Source organism: Stenotrophomonas sp. 107298_Sma (assembly GCF_056480345.1).
The window spans coordinates 4,154,169-4,172,171 of the sequence record NZ_CM151094.1; the positions used below are offsets into that span (position 1 = coordinate 4,154,169).

Consider the following 18,003-nt stretch of genomic DNA (forward strand, 5'->3'; position numbering starts at 1 on the left):
CTCCACAGCGTCGCGCGACGCAGGCCGAGGGGCAATGAAAGAGAGCATCCTGGACGTACTGCTGTACCTGTTTGAACACTATTTCAGCGAAGATGCGGACCTGATCCGTGACCGCGATTCGCTGCAGAACGGCCTGATCCAGGCCGGTTTCAGCCCAACCGAGATCAACAAGGCGTTCGACTGGCTCGACGCCCTGGCCGCGCAGCGGCCGAGCGTGGCCCAGGCGAGGGTCGATGGCCCCGTGCGCGTCTACCACGGTCCCGAGCTGGACAAGCTGGACGTGGAATGCCGTGGTTTCCTGCTGTACCTGGAACAGCACGGCATCCTCGACGCCGACCAGCGCGAGCTGGTGCTGGACCGGGCCATGGCCCTGGACCAGGACGAACTGGACCTGGATGACCTGAAATGGGTCGTGCTGATGGTGCTGTTCAACCAGCCCGGTTCCGAAGCGGCCTATGCCTGGATGGAAACGCAGATGTTCATGGACGAGCCAGAACCCCTGCACTGACCGTACACTTGGGGGCATAGCGCATTCAGGAGCGTCCCCGTGAGCGAGTGGTTCCACGCAGAAGGCAACCGGCAGCAAGGCCCGCTGCCGGCGGAACAGTTGGTCGAGTTGTTCCGCAACAACCAGATCTCCCTGGACACTCTGGTCTGGCGCGACGGGCTGCCACAATGGCAGCCGTTGCGCACGGTCGTCGACGAACTCGGCCTGATCGTACCGGCACTGGATGTCGCTGCGGCCGCCGCCGAACCCGAGCCGGAAGCGGTGGCGACAGCGCCGCCTCCGCCGCAGCCGCCCGTACTGCCGCCGTCCACACCGTATGCCACCAGCACGGCGACGACGGCCCTGCCGCCTCCGAAAAAGAAGCTCTCCGGCTGCGCGCTCACCGCCATCATCGGCGGCGGCCTGCTGCTGGTGCTTGTGCCGATCATTGCGATCCTTGCCGCGATCGCCCTGCCGGCCTACAACGACTACACCCTGCGTGCCAAGGTCGCTGGCGCGGTGACCGTGCTGCAACCGCTGAAGGACCAGGTGCAGCATTTCGCCGATGACGAAGGTCGTTGCCCGGGCGCCAACGACGCCGGCTTCCCGGCGCCGGGCGACTTCGCCCATGCCGGCCTGTCGGCGGTGAACATCGGCCGCTTCAACAACGGCCATTGCGGTATCGAAGCCACCCTGGCCGTGCCCGGCAAGAGCATCGACGGCGACCTGCTGTGGCTGGAATACGACCGCGACAGCGGCCGCTGGGAATGCACCGGCGAAAGCGACGACAAGTACCTGCCGCCGTCGTGCCGCGGTTGAGCCGCACGCACGCCAGCCCCTCCAAGGACGACCCAACAGGGAACATGCAATGACTGAGTGGTATTACGCCGAAGGACAGCAACGCCAGGGCCCCCTGCCGGTCCAGGAGATCCGCCAGCGCTTCCAGCGCGGCCAACTGAACCTGGACACCCTGGTCTGGCATGAGGGCATGGCGCAGTGGGCTGCGCTGCGCCAGGTGGTCGACGAGCTCGGACTGCAGACGCTGGCCGATGCCAGCACTGCCACCGGCAGTGGCGGTTTCGACCTGCGCGGCGACTATGCCGCCATCGACAACGGCACCGCGCCGCTGCCCGGCACCGGCGCCATCAGCAGCTCGCCGTACAACGCGCCGGCCGCCGCCGGTACCGCCGGCCATGTACAGCCGGTGATGGGCGGCGAAGTGATCTACGCCGGTTTCTGGAAGCGCGTAGCGGCCTACATGATCGACTACTTCGTGCTGGTCATCCCGGGCAGCATCATCGGTGCCATCCTCGGCGTGGTCCTCGGCGCCAGCATGGGCGCGGTCGGCAGTGGCGAATCGTCCATCGAAATCGTCGCGCAGCTGGCCAGTGCGCTGATCAACCTGGGCATCGGCATGGCCTACTACACCTGGTTCCATGCCTCGCGGGGCGGTGCCACGCTGGGAAAGATGGCGGTCGGCATCAAGGTCGTGCGCGGCAATGGCGAGCGCCTCACCAAGGCCCGCGCCTTCGGTCGCTACTGGGCCATGCTGCTGAGCAGCTTCACTCTCGGCATCGGCTTCCTGATGGCCGCGTTCACCGAACGCAAGCAGGGCCTGCACGACATGATATGCGACACTCTGGTGGTCGACCGTTGGGCCTATACCGACCAGCCGCAGCTGCAGCGTCGGGAACTGGGCACGGTCACCATCCTGGTTCTGGTCCTGACCGCCCTGCTGTCGTTGGCGGGCCTGGTCCTGCTGGTGGCAGCAGTCGGCTTCATCGCCAAGATGGCCTCATGAACGACCATCCTCACGCCTCGCTGCTTGACATGGGCTGGCCGGGCGTGATTCCTCTAATAAGGTGAAACCTGAACGCCCGGCACACTACCGGGCGTTCAGTTTATGGATTTGCCCGTGGCCGCTTCACTAATGCGGCCGTTTGCTCCACCCTAGCGGCCCCTTCCCCCGGTCCGCCCACAGACCTTTCCCGACATGCCCAAGCACCTGCTCATCGTCGAATCGCCGGCCAAGGCCAAGACGATCAACAAATACCTCGGCAAGGACTACACCGTCCTGGCCTCGTATGGGCATGTGCGTGACCTGATTCCGAAGGAAGGCGCAGTCGACCCGGACAACGGGTTCGCCATGCACTACGACGTGATCGACAAGAACGAGAAGCATGTCGATGCGATCGCCAAGGCCGCCAAGGGCGCCGACGACATCCTGCTGGCGACCGACCCGGACCGCGAGGGTGAGGCGATCAGCTGGCACATCGCCGAGATCCTGAAGGAACGCGGGCTGGTCAAGGACAAGCCGATGCAGCGCGTGGTCTTCACCGAGATCACCCCGCGCGCCATCAAGGAAGCGATCAGCCAGCCGCGCGCGATCGCCAGCGACCTGGTCGATGCCCAGCAGGCGCGCCGCGCGCTGGATTACCTGGTCGGTTTCAACCTGTCGCCGGTGCTGTGGCGCAAGGTACAGCGCGGTTTGTCCGCCGGCCGCGTGCAGAGCCCGGCGCTGCGCATGATCGTCGAGCGCGAAGAAGAGATCGAAGCCTTCATCGCCCGCGAGTACTGGTCGATCGCCGCCGAGTGCGCGCACCCGTCGCAGCACTTCAACGCCAAGCTGATCAAGCTGGACGGGCAGAAGTTCGAGCAGTTCACCGTCACCGATGGCGACACCGCCGAGGCGGCCCGCCTGCGCATCCAGCAGGCCGCGCAGGGTGCGCTGCACGTCACCGACGTGGCCAGCAAGGAGCGCAAGCGCCGTCCGGCGCCGCCGTTCACCACCTCCACGCTGCAGCAGGAAGCCTCGCGCAAGCTCGGCTTCACCACCCGCAAGACCATGCAGGTGGCGCAGAAGCTGTACGAAGGCGTGGCCATCGGTGACGAAGGCACCGTCGGCCTGATCTCGTACATGCGTACCGACTCGGTGAACCTGTCGCAGGATGCACTGACCGAGATCCGCGACGTGATCGCCCGTGACTACGGCATCGCCTCGCTGCCGGACCAGCCCAACACCTACCAGACCAAGTCGAAGAACGCCCAGGAAGCGCACGAAGCGGTGCGCCCGACCTCGGCACTGCGCACCCCTGCGCAGGTCGCGCGCTACCTGACCGATGACGAGCGCAAGCTGTACGAACTGATCTGGAAGCGTGCGGTGGCCTGCCAGATGATCCCGGCCACGCTCAACACCGTCAGCGTCGATCTGTCGGCCGGCAGCGAGCACGTGTTCCGCGCCAGCGGCACCACCGTGGTGGTGCCCGGCTTCCTGGCCGTGTACGAAGAAGGCAAGGACAACAAGAGCGCCGAGGACGAGGACGAAGGCCGCAAGCTGCCGGCGATGAAGCCCGGCGACCGCGTGCCGCTGGAGCGCATCGTGGCCGACCAGCACTTCACCCAGCCGCCGCCGCGCTTCACCGAAGCGGCGCTGGTGAAGGCGCTGGAAGAGTACGGCATCGGTCGTCCCTCGACCTACGCTTCGATCATCCAGACCCTGCTGTTCCGCAAGTACGTGGAAATGGAAGGCCGCAGCTTCCGCCCGTCCGATGTCGGCCGCGCGGTATCCAAGTTCCTGTCCAGCCACTTCACCCAGTACGTCGACTACGACTTCACCGCCAAGCTCGAGGACGAGCTCGATGCCGTCTCGCGTGGCGAGGAAGAGTGGATTCCGCTGATGTCGCGCTTCTGGGGACCGTTCAAGGAACTGGTCGAAGACAAGAAGGAATCGGTCGACCGCGCCGAGGCCAGCGGCGCACGCGAACTGGGCACCGACCCGAAGACCGGCAAGCCGGTCAGCGTGCGCCTGGGCCGTTTCGGGCCGTACGCGGCCATCGGCAGCACCGCCGAGGACGCCGAGGAGAAGCCCAAGTTCGCCTCGCTTCGTCCGGGCCAGTCGATGCACACCATCACCCTGGAAGACGCGCTGGAGCTGTTCCTGATGCCGCGCGCACTGGGTGAGGACAAGGGCGAAGACGTCAGCGTCGGCATCGGTCGTTTCGGCCCGTTCGCCAAGCGCGGCAGCACCTATGCCTCGCTGAAGAAGGAAGATGACCCGTACACCATCGATCTGGCCCGCGCCGTGTTCCTGATCGAAGAGAAGGAAGAGATCGCGCGCAACCGGATCATCAAGGAGTTCGAGGGCAGCGACATCCAGGTGCTGAACGGCCGTTTCGGTCCGTACATCAGCGACGGCAGGATGAACGGCAAGATCCCCAAGGATCGCGAGCCGGCGTCGCTGACCCTGGCCGAAGTGCAGCAGCTGATGGAAGAAACCGGCAAGCCGGTGCGCAAGGGCTTCGGCAAGAAGGCCGCGGCCAAGAAGGCACCTGCGAAGAAGGCGGCGGTGAAGAAGGAGGCGGCACCGAAGAAGGCGGCCGCCAAGAAGGCCCCTGCCAAGAAAGCGGTGAAAAAGGCTGCTGCGAAGAAGGCGCCGGCCAAGAAGGCCGTCAAGAAGGCCGTCAAGAAGGCCGCGAAGTAGATCCGCGCCCTGCGTGGATGAGGGGTAGTGCCGGCCGCTGGCCGGCAACCCCCAGAAGCATCAGGTGCCGGCCAGCGGCCGGCACTGCCGGGGTGCCTGGTTCCACCCCATCTGCACGCAGCGGGGGGATAATGAAGGCCCACGCCGGGCCGGTCGCCGCCATGAAAGAACTCACCCTGGACTCCGCTGTCGCCTCGCTCCGCGCAGGCGGCGTGATCGCCTATCCGACCGAAGCGGTCTGGGGCCTGGGCTGCGATCCCTCGCACGAAGCCGCGGTGCACATGGTTCTGCGGCTGAAACAGCGCCCGATCGAGAAGGGCATGATCCTGGTCGCCGCCGAGCTGGCGCAGCTGGAAGGCTGGGTACGCCTGCAGGCACTGCCCGATGCCCGCCAGCGCGCAGTGCTGGCCAGCTGGCCCGGCGCCAACACCTGGATTCTGCCGGCCGGCCCACGAGCCAAACCGTGGATTACCGGCGAGCACAGCGGCATTGCGGTGCGCATCAGTGCCCACCCGCTGGTGGCCGCGCTATGCCGTGCCTGGGGTGGCCCGCTGGTGTCCACCAGCGCCAACCTGGCCGGCGAGCCACCGGCGCGCAGCCGCGAGGAACTCGACCCACGCCTGTTGCGCCTGCTCGACGGCATCCTCGATGGCGAGACCGGCGGCCTGGCCCAGCCGACGCCGATCCGCGACGCGCTCAGCGGCAACGTGCTGCGCTCCTGAGCAGACGATTGCACAGCCACCGACAATCGCGCACCCTGCCGCCATGAACCTGCTGCGCGCCACCTTGAGCCTGTGCCTGCTGTTGCCTTGGAACTCACCGGCCGCCGAGGACGTGCGCGTATACCGCTGCGTGGCCAGCAATGGTGCCGTGGCGCTGCAGGACAAGCCCTGCAACAGCGGCCGCCAGGAAGTGCGCGACCTGCAGCGTCCGCGGGATCCTGCGCCGCGGGTGGTGCGTAGTGACGCCACGCCATCGCCGCCCAGCGATACCCCGGTCATCCGCGAGCGCGAAGTACGCCACGTCTACATCCAGCCGCCACAGCCGATGTACGAGTGCGTCACCGAGGATGGCCAGCGCTATACCAGCGACAATAACGAAGGCAATCCGCGCTGGGTCCCGTTGTGGACCAGTGTCTGGCTGCCGCACGGGCATCGTGGCCCGGCCTATCCCGGACCGCGTCCGGCATTCGGTACACCGGTGGGGACCCCCATCGGTGAAGGCGCGGGTTATCGTCCGCCCTCGGTGGGCATGGGGGTACAGGTTCCGGCCGGCAGCGTCCTGGTGCGCGACAGCTGCCATGCGCTGCCACCGCAGGAAGTCTGCGCGCGCCTGCGTGACCGCCGCTGGGAGCTGGACCGCCGCTACAACAGTGCGCTGCAGAGCGAACGTACGGCCATCAGCAACGAACAGCGCGGCATCGACGCTCGCGTGTCGCGCGATTGCCAGCGCTGAGCGCCGCGCCGCATCACCACCTGTACGCTGTGCGCATGAACAAACTGATCTGGCTGGCCCTTGCGTTGCTGCCCGGCGCGGCACTGGCCGAAACAAGCGTGGTGTATCGATGCACCTCCAGCAGCAGCGACGTACCCACGCTGCAACGCACGCCCTGCCCGTCCGGCAGCAAGCAGCAGGTACTGCGCGTACCCGATCCGGCCAACGCACAGCCGGCGGTGGTCGCGCCCACCCCCGCCGTCGAGACGCCAGCCCCCCTGCCGGCAGGACCCGCGCCCGCGCAGGCGCCCTCTGCAACGCCACGCCGTGCGGACGAAGGCCGAACGATCATGGAAGCGGGAATGGTCGAACGCGAGGGCGGCAACCAGATCCTCGACAGCGCGACGCTGCGTCGTGACGCCGAGGCCCGCGCCGAAGCAAAGGACGGCCCACCGAAGCCGCCCCTGCCCCCGATCTTCCAGTGCACCGACAGCCAGGGCGGCAGCTACCTGCACGAGTACGAGGCCGCGCCCGGTCGCTGCGAACTGATGACGGTACAGGGCCTGGGCGGCGTCACGCCGGTGAATGCGGCCGGCTGCGAAGTGGTACGTGATCGCTGCGAGGAACTGCCCGAAGCGCAGCGTTGCGGCGGCTGGCAGCAGCGCTTCCGCGATGCACGCGGCCGCGAACGTTTCGCCACGCCAGAGAACCGCGACGGCGCACGCAGCGAGCGCGAGCGGCTGCAGGGTGTGCTGGAGGCCAGCAACTGCCCGGTACCGGGGTGACGGCCACCCGGTAGTGCCGGCCGCTGGCCGGCAACCACAGGATCTTCAGATGATTGCAGTTGCCGGCCAGCGGCCGGCACTACCTGCTGAAAGCTCAGAATCCGTAGCGCAGGAAACCACCATCCACCGCGATGCACTCGCCGGTGACATAGCTGGCGGCGGGCAGGCACAGGAAGCCCACGGCCGCAGCCACTTCCTCCGGCTCCCCGATGCGGCGCATCGGCGTGCGGTTGATCACTTCCTCGTAGTAGTCCGGGTCCGACAACGGGCCGGACGTGCGCCGCGTGCGGATGTACCACGGCGCCACCGCGTTGACCCGGATGCCATCCTCGGCCCACTCGACGGCCAGGTTGCGGGTCATCTGGTGCATTGCCGCCTTGCTCATGCCGTAGACCACGCCGCTGCGCACATGGGTCAGGCCGGATACGCTGCCGACGTTGACGATGGATGACGAGGCATGGCGTGCCAGCAGCGGGTGCGCGTAGCGCGACAGTTCGAACGCCGAGAACAGGTTGGTCTCGAAGATGTTGCGCCACTCGTCCTCGGAATACTCGGTAGCCGCTTTGCTGATGTTGCCGCCGGCGTTGTTGACCAGGATGTGCAGGCCATCGCTATGGTCTTCCACCCAGTCCAGGATCTGCCGGCGGTCTTCGTCATCGGAAACATCGGCAGCCAGCGCGTGCACCTGCATCTGCGGATACATGTCCAGCAGCTCGTCGCGCGCGGTCTCCAGCATGTCTATATCGCGCCCGACGATCATCAGGTCGGCACCGAAGCCAGCCAGTTCATGCGCGATTGCAAGGCCGATGCCGGCACTGGCACCGGTGATCAGGGCAGTCTGGCCGTCCAGGCGCCACCGTTGCTGGGTCATGTGTCCTCCGGGGCCGCGCCCGCTGTGTTTCGATGCGGCAAGGATACGCGCTCACGGCAGCCCCCTGCCCGGAATGCGACACTGCACGCACGCCCACTGCGGAGAGCCGCCATGCGCATCCTGATCGTGTCCACGTCCCTGCTGGCCGCCGTACTGCTGGCGGCGTGCCAACGGCCGCCGACGCCCAACCCGGAGAAGCCACCGGCACCGCAGGCAATGACCCGTGCAATGCATGAGCCGCTGGACCGCGCCAAGAGCGCGCAGAAGGCCGTGGAGGATGCTGCAGCACGCGAGCAGAAGGCCGAGGCCGACGCGACGCAATGACCTGTGGGGTCAGAGCCCTTTGCGGAGCAAAGGGATCCGACCCCGTGAACGAAAACGCCCGGCCGGGGCCGGGCGTTTCCAATAGATCCACGCCATGCGTGGATGGACTTCCGATCAGAACCTGCAGAAGCAGTACGCCAGCGCCTTCACCGGCGCACCGTTGCCCTTGTCGCGGGCCGCGTTCTCGACGAAGCGCAGCTGCGTATCCACTTCCGGCATCGCACGCGCCAGCATCATCCGCGCCATGCCCGAGTCGGACAGCATCCAGGCACCGGCACGGCTGCCGGCGAAGCCGCTGACGAACTGCGCGAACGGCGTCGCCGCCTTCTCGATGTAACGCACGCGGTAAGCATCGGCCTTGCCCAGCTTGGCACGGCTGGCGGCATCGGCCACCGCATCCTTCAAGCCACCGAAGGCGTCGACCAGACCGCGTTCCTTGGCCTGCGCACCGCTCCACACGCGGCCACGGGCCACTTCGTCGACCGCCTCGACCGGCTTCTTGCGGGCGTCGGCAACGCGACCGGTGAAGTCGGCGTAACCCTTGTTGATCACCGACTGGATGACCTGGCCCACCGCCGGATCCATCGGGCGGGTGACATCGAAGGCACCGGCGAAGCGGGTCGTACCGACGCCGTCGGTGTGCACACCGATCTTGTCCAGCGCGCGGCTGAAGTTCGGCACCATGCCGAAGATCCCGATCGAACCGGTGATGGTCGACGGATCGGCATAGATGCGGTCGGCATTCATGCTGATCCAGTAGCCACCGGAGGCAGCCAGGTCGCCCATCGACACCACCACCGGCTTGCCAGCGGCCTGCAGGGCCACCACTTCGCGACGGATCTGCTCGGAGGCGAACACCTCACCACCCGGCGAATTGACGCGCAGCACCACGGACTTCACGTTCTCGTCGTCGCGCGCTGCACGCAGCAGCGCCGAGGTTGACTCGCCACCGATGCGGCCGGCCGGCAGGTCGCCACCGCTGATCTCGCCGGCTGCCACCACCACCGCCACCTGCGGACGGCTGTCGACCGGGTTGCGGCGCGCATCGAGCTGGCCCAGGTAGCTGCCGAAGTCGACGTTGCGGAAACCACCGTCGGCATCGTCGTCAGCCACGCCGCGCTCGATCATCAGATCCTCGAATTCCTCGCGGGTCTTCAGCGAGGTCACCAGCTTCTGCTGCAGGGCGAACTTGGCCAGGTCGCCACCGGCGGCGGAGATGCCTTCCGGCAGCGTGTCGATGCCGGCGGCCAGCTGTGCCGGATCCAGGCGGCGGGCTTTGGCGATGTCACCCAGGTAGCGCTGCCACACGTCGTTCATCCAGAACAGGTCGGCTTCCTTGGATGCCGGCGAAGCGGCGTCGAGCACGTACGGCTCGGCAGCGGACTTGTACTCGCCCACCTTGAACAGGTGCACGTCCACGCCCAGCTTGTCCTGCAGGCCGGTGCGGAAGTACTGGCGGTAGCGGCCCAGGCCCTCGAGCACCACCGACCCCATCGGGTCCAGGTAGACCTCGTCGGCCTGCGCGGCCAGCAGGTACTGCGACTGGCCCATGCTCTCGCTGTAGGCCACCAGCTGCTTGCCGGACGCACGCAGGTCCTGCAGCGCAGCGGCCACTTCACGCAGCGAAGCGAAGCCCGACGGCTGCAGCTTGTCCAGCTCCAGCACCACGCGCTCGATCTTCTTGTCTTCCTTGGCCGACTCGATCACCCGCAGCAGGTCACGCAGCTGGATCTCTTCGGCACCGTTGTCGCCCACCGCCTTGGCCAGCGCGCGGCTGACCGGGTCAGCGCTGAACTGCTCGACCAGGCGGCCTTCCGGCGCGATCACCAGGGTGGTGCGGTCCTGCAACGATTTGCTGGCACCGGCACCCATGCCGGCGGCGATGACGAACATCACCAGCAACAGGAACAGCAGGCCGAAGAACACCAGGTTGAGGATCAACCGGCGGGTGAAATTCATGACGTCCCACAGCCCGATGAAGAAACTGGCGACGGGGTTGCGACGCGCCGGGGGCAGCGGGGGCACGGGTTGATTCATGGAACGCTCCGGAAGGCTTCTTGCCGTAGTGCCAGCATAGCCGGTGCCGCGTGATGCGGCATCGGACACAAGTCAGGGGATCGCCCGCCACGGGTCGCCAGGGCGGGCAGGAAGGATCAGGACAGGCTGGACTGGCCGATGCGCAGGCTGCTGCGGCGCAGGCGCCAGCCCATCAGGATCGCCGCCGCGGTGAGACCGACGATCAGGCCGATCCACATGCCCTGCGGGCCCATGCCCAGGCCCAGGCCGAGCCCGGCGCCGAGCGGCATGCCCAGGCCCCAGTACGCGAACATGGCGATGAACATCGGCACGCGGGTGTCCTTCAGGCCGCGCAGCGCACCGGCCGACAACACCTGGATGCCATCCGGGAACTGGAAGGTGGCCGCGTACAGCAGCAGGGTCGAGGCCAGCCCGGCCACTGCCAGATCGTTGGTGTAGACACCGACGATGGCGTCATGGCCGAACAGCAGCACCGCCGCCGACAGGGTCTGCGTGCCCATGATGATCGCGTAGCCGGCCCAGGCCGCGCGGCGCACGCCGAAGCCATCGCCACGGCCGACCGCATGGCCGACGCGCACGGTAGTGGCCTCGGCCACGCCCATGGGGATCATGAAGCACAGCTGGGCGACGTTGATCGCGATCTGGTGCGCAGCCGCTTCATTGGCACCCAGGCGACCGATCAGCAGCGCGGTGACGATGAACAGACCACCTTCCATCAGCACGGTGATCCCGATCGGCAGCCCGGTGCGCAGCAGATCCCAGATCGCCGGCCAGCGCGGCCCTTCGAAGTGCGAGAACAGCCGCAGATGGGCGAAGCGTTTGGTGAACCACAGGTAGGTGGCGAAGGCGATCGCCTGCAGCCACATCATCACCGCCGAGGCGATGCCCAGGCCTTCGGCACCCATTTCCGGGAAGCCCAGCTTGCCGTTGGCCAGCACGTAGCCCATCGGCGCCAGCACCAGCAGGCCACCGAAGCCGATCAGCATGGTCGGCAGGGTCCAGTGCATGCCCTCACTGAGGTAGCGCATGCAGAAGTACAGGGTCAGTGCCGGGCCACCCCAGCGCACCGCATGCAGGAACGCGGTCGCCCCCGGCACAATGTCCGGTGCGATGCCGAAGGCCGGCAGCAGCGGCGGCACTACGGTGAGGAAGGTGAACATGATCAGGCCCAGGCCCAGCGCCAGCCACAGCGCCTGGCGGAACAGCGGGCCGATCTCGCGCTCACGACCGGCGCCGTGCAGCTGCGACACCGAGGCGGTAAGCGAGATCAGGGTACCGATCGGGATCAGCATCGGCAGCCACAGCAGTGCGGTACCAATGGTCACCGCGGCCAGGGTCGCCGTGGCATGGTGGCCAGCAATGACGTTGTCGACGAAGGAGATCAGACCGGTGGAGACATGCCCGAGCACAAGCGGCAGGGCAAGCAGACCGGTGGCGCCGACTTCCTTGCTGAAGCGCGGCGTGGAGGTTGCAGTAGACATAAGGTGCTTGACGCGAACTGCGGTTGCGCGCGAAGGGCACAGGCACCGGGTTGCGGCCGGTCATCTTACGCGCGCAGCGCGCGCATTCCCATGACATGGCGTGAATGCTGGGTTTCAGCAGCCCCCGGTTTACCGCGTTGCGATCGCGTTACGAACAGAAAAAAGGGGACGGAGGGGATTAAGTCGTTTCAAGCCCGACTGTGCCGAGTACGACTTAATCCCCTCCGTCCCCTTTGTTTACTGACCCGCCTGGCGCTTGAGCCAACTGTCGCGCTCGGCGGCGGGCACGGCGAGGAAGGCGCTGCGCACCGCGTCGCGTTCCTGCGGCGGCGTGCGCTGTGCGACCAGGGTCAGCTGGGCCAGCTGCGCCGGGCTGAGCTGACGCAGCACGGCCAGCGCGGCCTCGCGCTGTTCCGGCGGCACAAAGCCGAACAGGCCGTGCAGCTTGGGGAATTCCAGGCCCAGCTGGGGGCCCAGCCGCCAGCCTTCGCGAAACGCCTGGTCCTGCGCCTGGAACTGCTGGCGCAGGCGCTGCTGCTGATCGGCCGGCAGTGCATTGAAACGCGCCGCAGCCTGGCGGACGCGTTCACGCTCGCCTTCCGGCAACGCCCGCCACGTGGCGTAGTCGGCACGGCGCTGGCGCTGCTGCTGCGCATCCAGGTGGGCAAACGTCGAAGGTGCCGCGGCCGGCGCCGGTGGCGCCGTCGTGGTTCCGGGCGAGGGCGGTGGCAGCGGCACGTTCACGGTCTGCGGCGTGGCCGACAGCGACAACGGCAGGGCCAGCAGCAGGCTGGCGAACACAGTCTTATTCATCGGCAGCAGCGGTTTCCAGCGTGGCACTGGCCGGCTCCGGCCGGCTCGGCTTGGATTGCGATTCGTCCACCGGCAGCGGGCCGCCAGCGGCCGTCCACGCATACAGGTCGGCATCGGCCACCAGCGGATAGTCGCGGTCGGCCAGCATCATGGCGTCGTCGGCAGCCTGGGCCGGGATCGCATCCGGCGCGGCTTCAACCTTGCTCGGCGGCAGCGCCTCCACCGTGACCGGACCGGCATCGCCCACCACCCCTTCCGGCAGCGGTGCATCGCTGCCGAGCACACGGCCCTGCCAATGGCGCCAGCCCAGCGCGGCGGCCAGCAGCACCGCCACGGTCAGCAACAGGATCAGCGGACCGCGCCAGCGCGGCTTGGCATTCGCACGGCGGCGCTTGCCGTTGGCGGCCGCGCGCTCGTCACGCTGCGGTGCACGCCAGCTGGAGGTCGGGGTTTCACTGTTGGCGGCCGGTGCGGCCGGTTGTTGCAGCTGCTGCAGGCGCTTGGCCGGCAGGTCACGGATGCGCAGCTGCACCTGCTCGGCCAGCTGCCGCCAGGCCGAGGCATCAGGCTGGCCATGGGTATCGCGCGGGCAGGCATCGGCCAGCAATTGCTGGTAGCCGGCCTCGTCCTGGTCGAGCACGCGCATGGCAATGCCTTCATCCAGACTACCGCCTACCCGCAGCAACAGCGCCAGGCGCGGCAGTGGCCCCATCTCACCCAGCGCAGCCAATGGCGGTGCCCACTGGCCGCCCAGCGGTTCGCGTAGCGCCTGGCGCTGGCCCAGCAGGGTCCAGAAGCGGGTCGGCCATTGCGCCATGGGCAGGTCGCTGGCGACGGCGGCAAAGGCGCGCATCACCGCCACCAGGGTCTGTTCGGCACGGGCGGCTTCACCGCACTGCAGTTCAGCCACCACCAGGGCACGGCGTTCGACGCCACGCAGGAACGCCGACAGCGCGCCGGCCGCGGTCGAGGAAACAGGGGCGGGCACAGCCGTCATCGGTTACTCCAAAGGTCTGCCGGCATGATAGCGGCAGGCCATCGGCGCCCGGCAGGACTTGCGCCCGCAGGTACTTCGTGCTGCAGGTTGTGCACAGCACCACGGCCCTCGCACGGGAAACTGCGGCATCCAGCTGAATTCACTCTGTTTCAGCAATGTTTCACACTTAAGTTATTGATTTTACTTGACTTTGAAGTGTGGCTATTTTTTGACCAACCCAAGCGTGAGGCCGTCGCCATCGGCCTCCCGCGCGCCCGCCGACCGTTAACGCACAGTCTTATCCACAGAACATGTGGATAAGACTGAATCTCCAATGGACACCGATATTTAGGTGACATTTATGATTCAACGGGCGTCGCCCGGGCGCCTTCGCGCCTGCCATCCGCGTGCGCATGGCCCGTTACACTGGCCCGATGCTTTCACCGATTCCGACCCTGCAGGTCGCCCTGCCCGTCCCCCTGCCCCGCCTGTTCGACTACCTGTCGCCGGAGGGTGAGGCTCCCGCGGTGGCGGTTGGCTGCCGCCTGAAGGTGCCATTCGGCAACCGCGAGCTGGTCGGCGTGGTGGCCGGCCACGGCCAGACCGACGACGGCCAGGGCCTGCGCCAGGCGCTGGCGTGGTGCGACCCGCAGCCGCTGCTGCAGGGCGAGCTGTGGCAGAGCCTGCAGTGGCTGTCGCGCTATACCCATGCGCCGCTGGGCGAGGTGCTTAGCACCGCTCTGCCTGGCCCGCTGCGCCATGGTGAAGCCCTGCCCGATACCCATCACTGGGGCTGGCAACTGACCGCCGAAGGACACCTGCAGCGCGGGAAGCTGCGCGCTGGCAGCCGCCCCCGGCAACTGGCCGAGCTGCTGGCCGAGGCCACAGTGGACGAAGACGTGCTGGGTGAACGCATGCAGGACTGGCGCACCGCTGCGCGCAGCCTGGCCAAGCGTGAGCTGGCCGAGCGCGTCGCCCTGAGTGTGGCCCCGCAACACGCGCAACCGCTGCCCGGCCCCACCCTCAATCCGGACCAGGCCGAGGCCGTGGCCGCGATCAACGCCACCGAGGGTTTCCAGCCGTTCCTGCTGGATGGCGTGACCGGCAGCGGCAAGACCGAGGTGTACCTGCAGGCGATCATCCATTGCCTGGCACAGGGCAAGCAGGCGCTGGTGCTGGTGCCGGAAATCGGCCTGACTCCGCAGACCCTGGCACGCTTTCGCGGCCGTCTCGGCATCGCCGTGCACGCGCTGCACTCGGGGTTGAATGACAACGAGCGCGCGCGCGTCTGGGCGGCGGCCTCACGAGGCGAGGCACGAGTCATCGTCGGCACCCGCTCGGCGGTGTTCACGCCATTGCCGCAAGCCGGCCTGCTGATCGTCGACGAGGAACACGACGGCAGCTACAAGCAGCAGGACGGCATCCGCTACCACGCGCGCGATTTCGCTCTGGTGCGGGCCAAGGCATTGGGCATCCAGGTGCTGCTGGGCAGCGCCACGCCGTCGCTGGAAACCCTGCACAACGCCTATGCCGGGCGCTACACCCACCTGCGCCTGAAGCAGCGTGCCGGCGACGCACGGCCACCGCGCGTGCGCATCCTGGATGTACGCAAACGGCCGCTGCATGACGGTTTGTCGGCCGACGTACTGGCCGGCATCGGCGAGCATCTCAAGCGCGGCCAGCAGGTGCTGGTATTCAAGAACCGCCGCGGTTACGCGCCGGTGCTGCTGTGCCATGACTGCGGCTGGACCGCGCCCTGCAACCGCTGCGATGCTCCGATGACCGTGCATGGTGGCGGTCGTCGCCTGCAATGCCACCACTGCGGTGCGCGGCAACCGGCACCGCTGGCCTGCCCGGCCTGCGGCAGCCTGGCGCTGCAGCCGCAGGGTATCGGCACCGAACGCCTGGAAGAGCACCTCACTGCGGCCTTCGCCGAATTCCCGGTGGTGCGCATCGACCGCAGCACCACGTCGCGACGCGACGCGCTGGAACAGCAGCTGGCGAAACTGGGCGATCAGCCCGGCATCCTGGTCGGCACGCAGATCCTGGCCAAGGGCCACGACCTGCCCAAGCTGACTCTGGTGGTGGTGGTGGGCATCGACGAAGGGCTGTTCTCGGCCGACTTCCGTGCCAGTGAAAAACTGGCACAGCAGCTGATCCAGGTCGCTGGCCGCGCCGGCCGCGCACGCGATCCCGGCGAAGTCTGGCTGCAGACCCACCATCCCGGGCATCCGTTGCTGGAAACGCTGGTGAGCGGCGGCTACCACCCGTTCGCGCAGGCCGAGTTGAACCAGCGCGAGGCGGCTGGATTCCCACCGTTCGCGCACCTGGCGTTGATGCGCGCCGAAGCCCAGCAGGTGGAGCACGCCAATGCCTTCCTGCTGGCCGCGCGGCAGTTGCTGGGAGAACAGAACGTGGTCGAGGCCTATGGGCCGATGCCGGCGCCGATGCCGCGCCGCGCCGGCTACCAGCGCACCCAGCTGCTGCTGTCTGCGCTGCAGCGGCCGCCGTTGCACGGTGTGCTTTCGCACTTGGTGCCGCAGTTGTACGCGCTGCCGGAAGCACGCAAGGTGCGCTGGTCGCTGGATGTGGACCCGACGGATCTGTATTGAGGGCACGCGGACGGTAGCGCCGGGCCATGCCCGGCGGATTCTGCGCGCACCGCGTCCGCCGGGCATGGCCCGGCGCTACCGTTTCCGCTTACGTCAGCGGCGACATCACGCCGCGCTGGTACGCCGGGCGTTCGCGCAGGCGCGCGTACCAGTCGGCCAGGTGCGGCAGTTCCGGGCGCTGGATCGGCAGTTCGAACCACGCGTAGATCAGCGAGCCGAGTGGGATGTCACCCATCGCGAACGTCTCGCCCGACAGCCACGGCTGCCTGGCCAGCGTGGCGTCGGCCATCGCCAGGTAGTCACCGGCACGCACGATGGCGGCGTTGATCCGTGCTTCGTCGCGGTCCGCCGGGGCGGTGCGCATGATGCCCCAGATCAGGTCGGTGTACAGCGGCGCCATCCGCGAAGTGCTCCAGTCCATCCACTTCTCGGCCTGGGCGCGTTCCATCGGGTCCTCGGCGTACAGCGTGCCCAGCGCGTAACGCGCGCTCAGGTAGCGCACGATGGCGTTCGATTCCCACAGCGGCAGGCCGTGGTCCTCGATCACCGGCACCAGGCTGTTGGGATTCATCGCCTGGTATTCCGGCGTCTGCGTGCCGCCGTGGCTGCCACCGACTTCGATGGACTCATACGGCAGGCCGATCTCCTCGGCGCACCACAGCACCTTGCGGACGTTGCTGGAATTGCGACGGCCCCAGATCTTCAACATGCGGGTTTTCCTTGCTGGCAATGCGAGCGGCAACGATACGCCTGATCGGCATGCGGATGTGCGAGTGGCATGACTCCCTCGCGCACCCGCCGGGCATGGCCCGGCGCTACCGGTTCTTCTGGCGCTACCGGTTCTTCTTCGGCAGCGCGCGCACGTAGGAGGACTTGCCGTCCTTTTTCAGCTCGAACAGGCCAATCGCGGCCAGCAGGTCGCTGAGCTTGCCGTAACCGTAGTTGCGCGGGTCGAACGAGGCCTGGTTGCCGATCTGGCTGCCGACCGGGCCCAGGTGCGACCAGCCATCCTCGCCCTCGGCCGAGGACACCGCGCGTCGCAGCATCTTCACCAGACGCGTATCGCTGCGCATTTCCGCGCCGCTCTTGCGCGGACGCGCATCGTCGTTGGCCACCGGCTCGTTCGGTGCCTGTTCGTTCGATGACTGTTCCGCATCCTGCACGCTGGCATGAGTCTGCCCCAACGCCTCCAGATAGGTGAACTTCGAGCAGGCGTTGACGAACGGCTCCGGCGTCTTCTTTTCGCCGAAGCCATAGACCTTCACGCCATCGGTCAGCAGGCGCATCACCATCGGGGTGAAATCGGCATCGCTGGACACGATGGCGAAGCCATCCAGATTGCGCGCGTACAGCAGGTCCATGGCATCGATCACCATCGCCATGTCCGAAGCATTCTTGCCCTTGCTGTAGGCGAACTGCTGGATCGGACGGATCGCGTACTCGTGCAGCACCGCCTCCCATCCCTTCAACCGTGGGCTCTTCCAGTTGCCATAGGCACGGCGAACGTTGGCCACGCCGTAGCGGGCGACTTCGGCCAGGACCTCGTCGATTTTCGATGCCGGCGCATTGTCGGCGTCGATCAACAGGGCGATGCGCTTTTCCGGTTCGCTCATGGATTCCTCGCGGGCGGTTGCCTGAACCCGAGTATCGCCGATCCGCGCAGGCGCTGACGTGACAACCGCCTGCCGTGCGAAGATGCCAAG

The 18,003-nt window shown here is 67.4% G+C and carries 16 protein-coding genes; 9 read left to right on the forward strand and 7 right to left on the reverse strand.

Features of this window, described 5'->3' with window-relative positions:
* Positions 1–34: 34 nt before the first annotated feature.
* The 7 genes from ACZK2G_RS19260 (at position 35) to ACZK2G_RS19290 (ending at position 7,186) form a co-directional block, all read left to right on the forward strand.
* Positions 35–508 (forward strand): DUF494 family protein, encoded by a 474-nt coding sequence (locus ACZK2G_RS19260; RefSeq protein ID WP_005411195.1) that lies wholly within the window; start codon positions 35–37, stop codon positions 506–508.
* A 39-nt stretch (positions 509–547) separates the two neighbouring features.
* Entirely contained in the window at positions 548–1,306 is a 759-nt protein-coding gene (locus tag ACZK2G_RS19265; RefSeq protein ID WP_046983425.1) for a pilin, read from the forward strand.
* A 49-nt stretch (positions 1,307–1,355) separates the two neighbouring features.
* Positions 1,356–2,288 (forward strand): RDD family protein, encoded by a 933-nt coding sequence (locus ACZK2G_RS19270; protein WP_006395961.1) that lies wholly within the window; start codon positions 1,356–1,358, stop codon positions 2,286–2,288.
* 192 nt (positions 2,289–2,480) lie between these two features.
* The gene (locus ACZK2G_RS19275) at positions 2,481–4,967 is read left to right on the forward strand and encodes a DNA topoisomerase I (protein WP_337302243.1); all 2,487 of its coding nucleotides are present in this window, start codon (positions 2,481–2,483) and stop codon (positions 4,965–4,967) included.
* A gap of 131 nt (positions 4,968–5,098) precedes the next feature.
* Positions 5,099–5,689, forward strand: a complete 591-nt coding sequence (gene tsaC, locus ACZK2G_RS19280) for an L-threonylcarbamoyladenylate synthase type 1 TsaC (RefSeq protein ID WP_136638547.1) — start codon at positions 5,099–5,101, stop codon at positions 5,687–5,689.
* A gap of 43 nt (positions 5,690–5,732) precedes the next feature.
* The gene (locus tag ACZK2G_RS19285; RefSeq protein WP_046983428.1) at positions 5,733–6,422 is read left to right on the forward strand and encodes a hypothetical protein; all 690 of its coding nucleotides are present in this window, start codon (positions 5,733–5,735) and stop codon (positions 6,420–6,422) included.
* Positions 6,423–6,457: 35 nt separating this feature from the next.
* Positions 6,458–7,186 (forward strand): hypothetical protein, encoded by a 729-nt coding sequence (locus ACZK2G_RS19290; protein ID WP_426355043.1) that lies wholly within the window; start codon positions 6,458–6,460, stop codon positions 7,184–7,186.
* Between the two features lie 94 nt (positions 7,187–7,280).
* On the opposite strand, the gene ACZK2G_RS19295 is transcribed toward ACZK2G_RS19290, so the two are convergent.
* Positions 7,281–8,057, reverse strand: coding sequence for an SDR family oxidoreductase (locus ACZK2G_RS19295; protein WP_046984257.1), 777 nt, complete (start codon positions 8,055–8,057; stop codon positions 7,281–7,283).
* A 111-nt stretch (positions 8,058–8,168) separates the two neighbouring features.
* Between ACZK2G_RS19295 and ACZK2G_RS19300 the strand changes: the two genes are divergently transcribed.
* Positions 8,169–8,381, forward strand: coding sequence for a hypothetical protein (locus tag ACZK2G_RS19300; protein ID WP_012512229.1), 213 nt, complete (start codon positions 8,169–8,171; stop codon positions 8,379–8,381).
* A 114-nt stretch (positions 8,382–8,495) separates the two neighbouring features.
* Here the strand turns inward: ACZK2G_RS19300 and sppA are convergent, their stop codons facing one another.
* The 4 genes from sppA to ACZK2G_RS19320 all read right to left on the reverse strand — a co-directional run bounded on the left by sppA (position 8,496) and on the right by ACZK2G_RS19320 (position 13,709).
* On the reverse strand, positions 8,496–10,418 hold the full coding sequence (gene sppA, locus ACZK2G_RS19305; RefSeq protein WP_478474144.1) for a signal peptide peptidase SppA: 1,923 nt from the start codon (positions 10,416–10,418) through the stop codon (positions 8,496–8,498).
* 116 nt (positions 10,419–10,534) lie between these two features.
* The gene (locus ACZK2G_RS19310) at positions 10,535–11,899 is read right to left on the reverse strand and encodes an MATE family efflux transporter (RefSeq protein ID WP_046984256.1); all 1,365 of its coding nucleotides are present in this window, start codon (positions 11,897–11,899) and stop codon (positions 10,535–10,537) included.
* 237 nt (positions 11,900–12,136) lie between these two features.
* Positions 12,137–12,712 (reverse strand): DUF3106 domain-containing protein, encoded by a 576-nt coding sequence (locus ACZK2G_RS19315; RefSeq protein WP_136638551.1) that lies wholly within the window; start codon positions 12,710–12,712, stop codon positions 12,137–12,139.
* The gene (locus tag ACZK2G_RS19320; RefSeq protein ID WP_337302246.1) at positions 12,705–13,709 is read right to left on the reverse strand and encodes a hypothetical protein; all 1,005 of its coding nucleotides are present in this window, start codon (positions 13,707–13,709) and stop codon (positions 12,705–12,707) included. Before ACZK2G_RS19320 ends, ACZK2G_RS19315 begins: the two co-directional genes overlap by 8 nt.
* Before the next feature lie 413 nt (positions 13,710–14,122).
* Here ACZK2G_RS19320 and ACZK2G_RS19325 point away from each other — a divergent pair, with 413 nt between their 5' ends.
* Positions 14,123–16,300, forward strand: coding sequence for a primosomal protein N' (locus tag ACZK2G_RS19325; protein ID WP_478475604.1), 2,178 nt, complete (start codon positions 14,123–14,125; stop codon positions 16,298–16,300).
* Positions 16,301–16,388: 88 nt separating this feature from the next.
* On the opposite strand, the gene ACZK2G_RS19330 is transcribed toward ACZK2G_RS19325, so the two are convergent.
* Both ACZK2G_RS19330 and ACZK2G_RS19335 read right to left on the reverse strand, forming a co-directional pair.
* A complete protein-coding gene (locus ACZK2G_RS19330) occupies positions 16,389–17,009 on the reverse strand; it encodes a glutathione S-transferase family protein (RefSeq protein WP_046984253.1) in 621 nt (206 codons plus the stop codon).
* A 124-nt stretch (positions 17,010–17,133) separates the two neighbouring features.
* Positions 17,134–17,913, reverse strand: coding sequence for an NYN domain-containing protein (locus ACZK2G_RS19335; protein WP_046984251.1), 780 nt, complete (start codon positions 17,911–17,913; stop codon positions 17,134–17,136).
* Between the last annotated feature and the right edge of the window lie 90 nt (positions 17,914–18,003).

What these genes read in the sequence shown, in the direction of transcription:
- ACZK2G_RS19260 (WP_005411195.1), top strand. Translation starts at nt 35, where the DNA reads ATGAAAGAGAGCATCCTGGACGTACTGCTGTACCTGTTTGAACACTAT.
- ACZK2G_RS19270 (WP_006395961.1), top strand. Translation starts at nt 1,356, where the DNA reads ATGACTGAGTGGTATTACGCCGAAGGACAGCAACGCCAGGGCCCCCTG.
- ACZK2G_RS19275 (WP_337302243.1), top strand. Translation starts at nt 2,481, where the DNA reads ATGCCCAAGCACCTGCTCATCGTCGAATCGCCGGCCAAGGCCAAGACG.
- tsaC (WP_136638547.1), top strand. Translation starts at nt 5,099, where the DNA reads ATGAAGGCCCACGCCGGGCCGGTCGCCGCCATGAAAGAACTCACCCTG.
- ACZK2G_RS19285 (WP_046983428.1), top strand. Translation starts at nt 5,733, where the DNA reads ATGAACCTGCTGCGCGCCACCTTGAGCCTGTGCCTGCTGTTGCCTTGG.
- ACZK2G_RS19290 (WP_426355043.1), top strand. Translation starts at nt 6,458, where the DNA reads ATGAACAAACTGATCTGGCTGGCCCTTGCGTTGCTGCCCGGCGCGGCA.
- ACZK2G_RS19295 (WP_046984257.1), bottom strand. Translation starts at nt 8,057, where the DNA reads ATGACCCAGCAACGGTGGCGCCTGGACGGCCAGACTGCCCTGATCACC.
- ACZK2G_RS19300 (WP_012512229.1), top strand. Translation starts at nt 8,169, where the DNA reads ATGCGCATCCTGATCGTGTCCACGTCCCTGCTGGCCGCCGTACTGCTG.
- sppA (WP_478474144.1), bottom strand. Translation starts at nt 10,418, where the DNA reads ATGAATCAACCCGTGCCCCCGCTGCCCCCGGCGCGTCGCAACCCCGTC.
- ACZK2G_RS19310 (WP_046984256.1), bottom strand. Translation starts at nt 11,899, where the DNA reads ATGTCTACTGCAACCTCCACGCCGCGCTTCAGCAAGGAAGTCGGCGCC.
- ACZK2G_RS19315 (WP_136638551.1), bottom strand. Translation starts at nt 12,712, where the DNA reads ATGAATAAGACTGTGTTCGCCAGCCTGCTGCTGGCCCTGCCGTTGTCG.
- ACZK2G_RS19320 (WP_337302246.1), bottom strand. Translation starts at nt 13,709, where the DNA reads ATGACGGCTGTGCCCGCCCCTGTTTCCTCGACCGCGGCCGGCGCGCTG.
- ACZK2G_RS19325 (WP_478475604.1), top strand. Translation starts at nt 14,123, where the DNA reads ATGCTTTCACCGATTCCGACCCTGCAGGTCGCCCTGCCCGTCCCCCTG.
- ACZK2G_RS19330 (WP_046984253.1), bottom strand. Translation starts at nt 17,009, where the DNA reads ATGTTGAAGATCTGGGGCCGTCGCAATTCCAGCAACGTCCGCAAGGTG.
- ACZK2G_RS19335 (WP_046984251.1), bottom strand. Translation starts at nt 17,913, where the DNA reads ATGAGCGAACCGGAAAAGCGCATCGCCCTGTTGATCGACGCCGACAAT.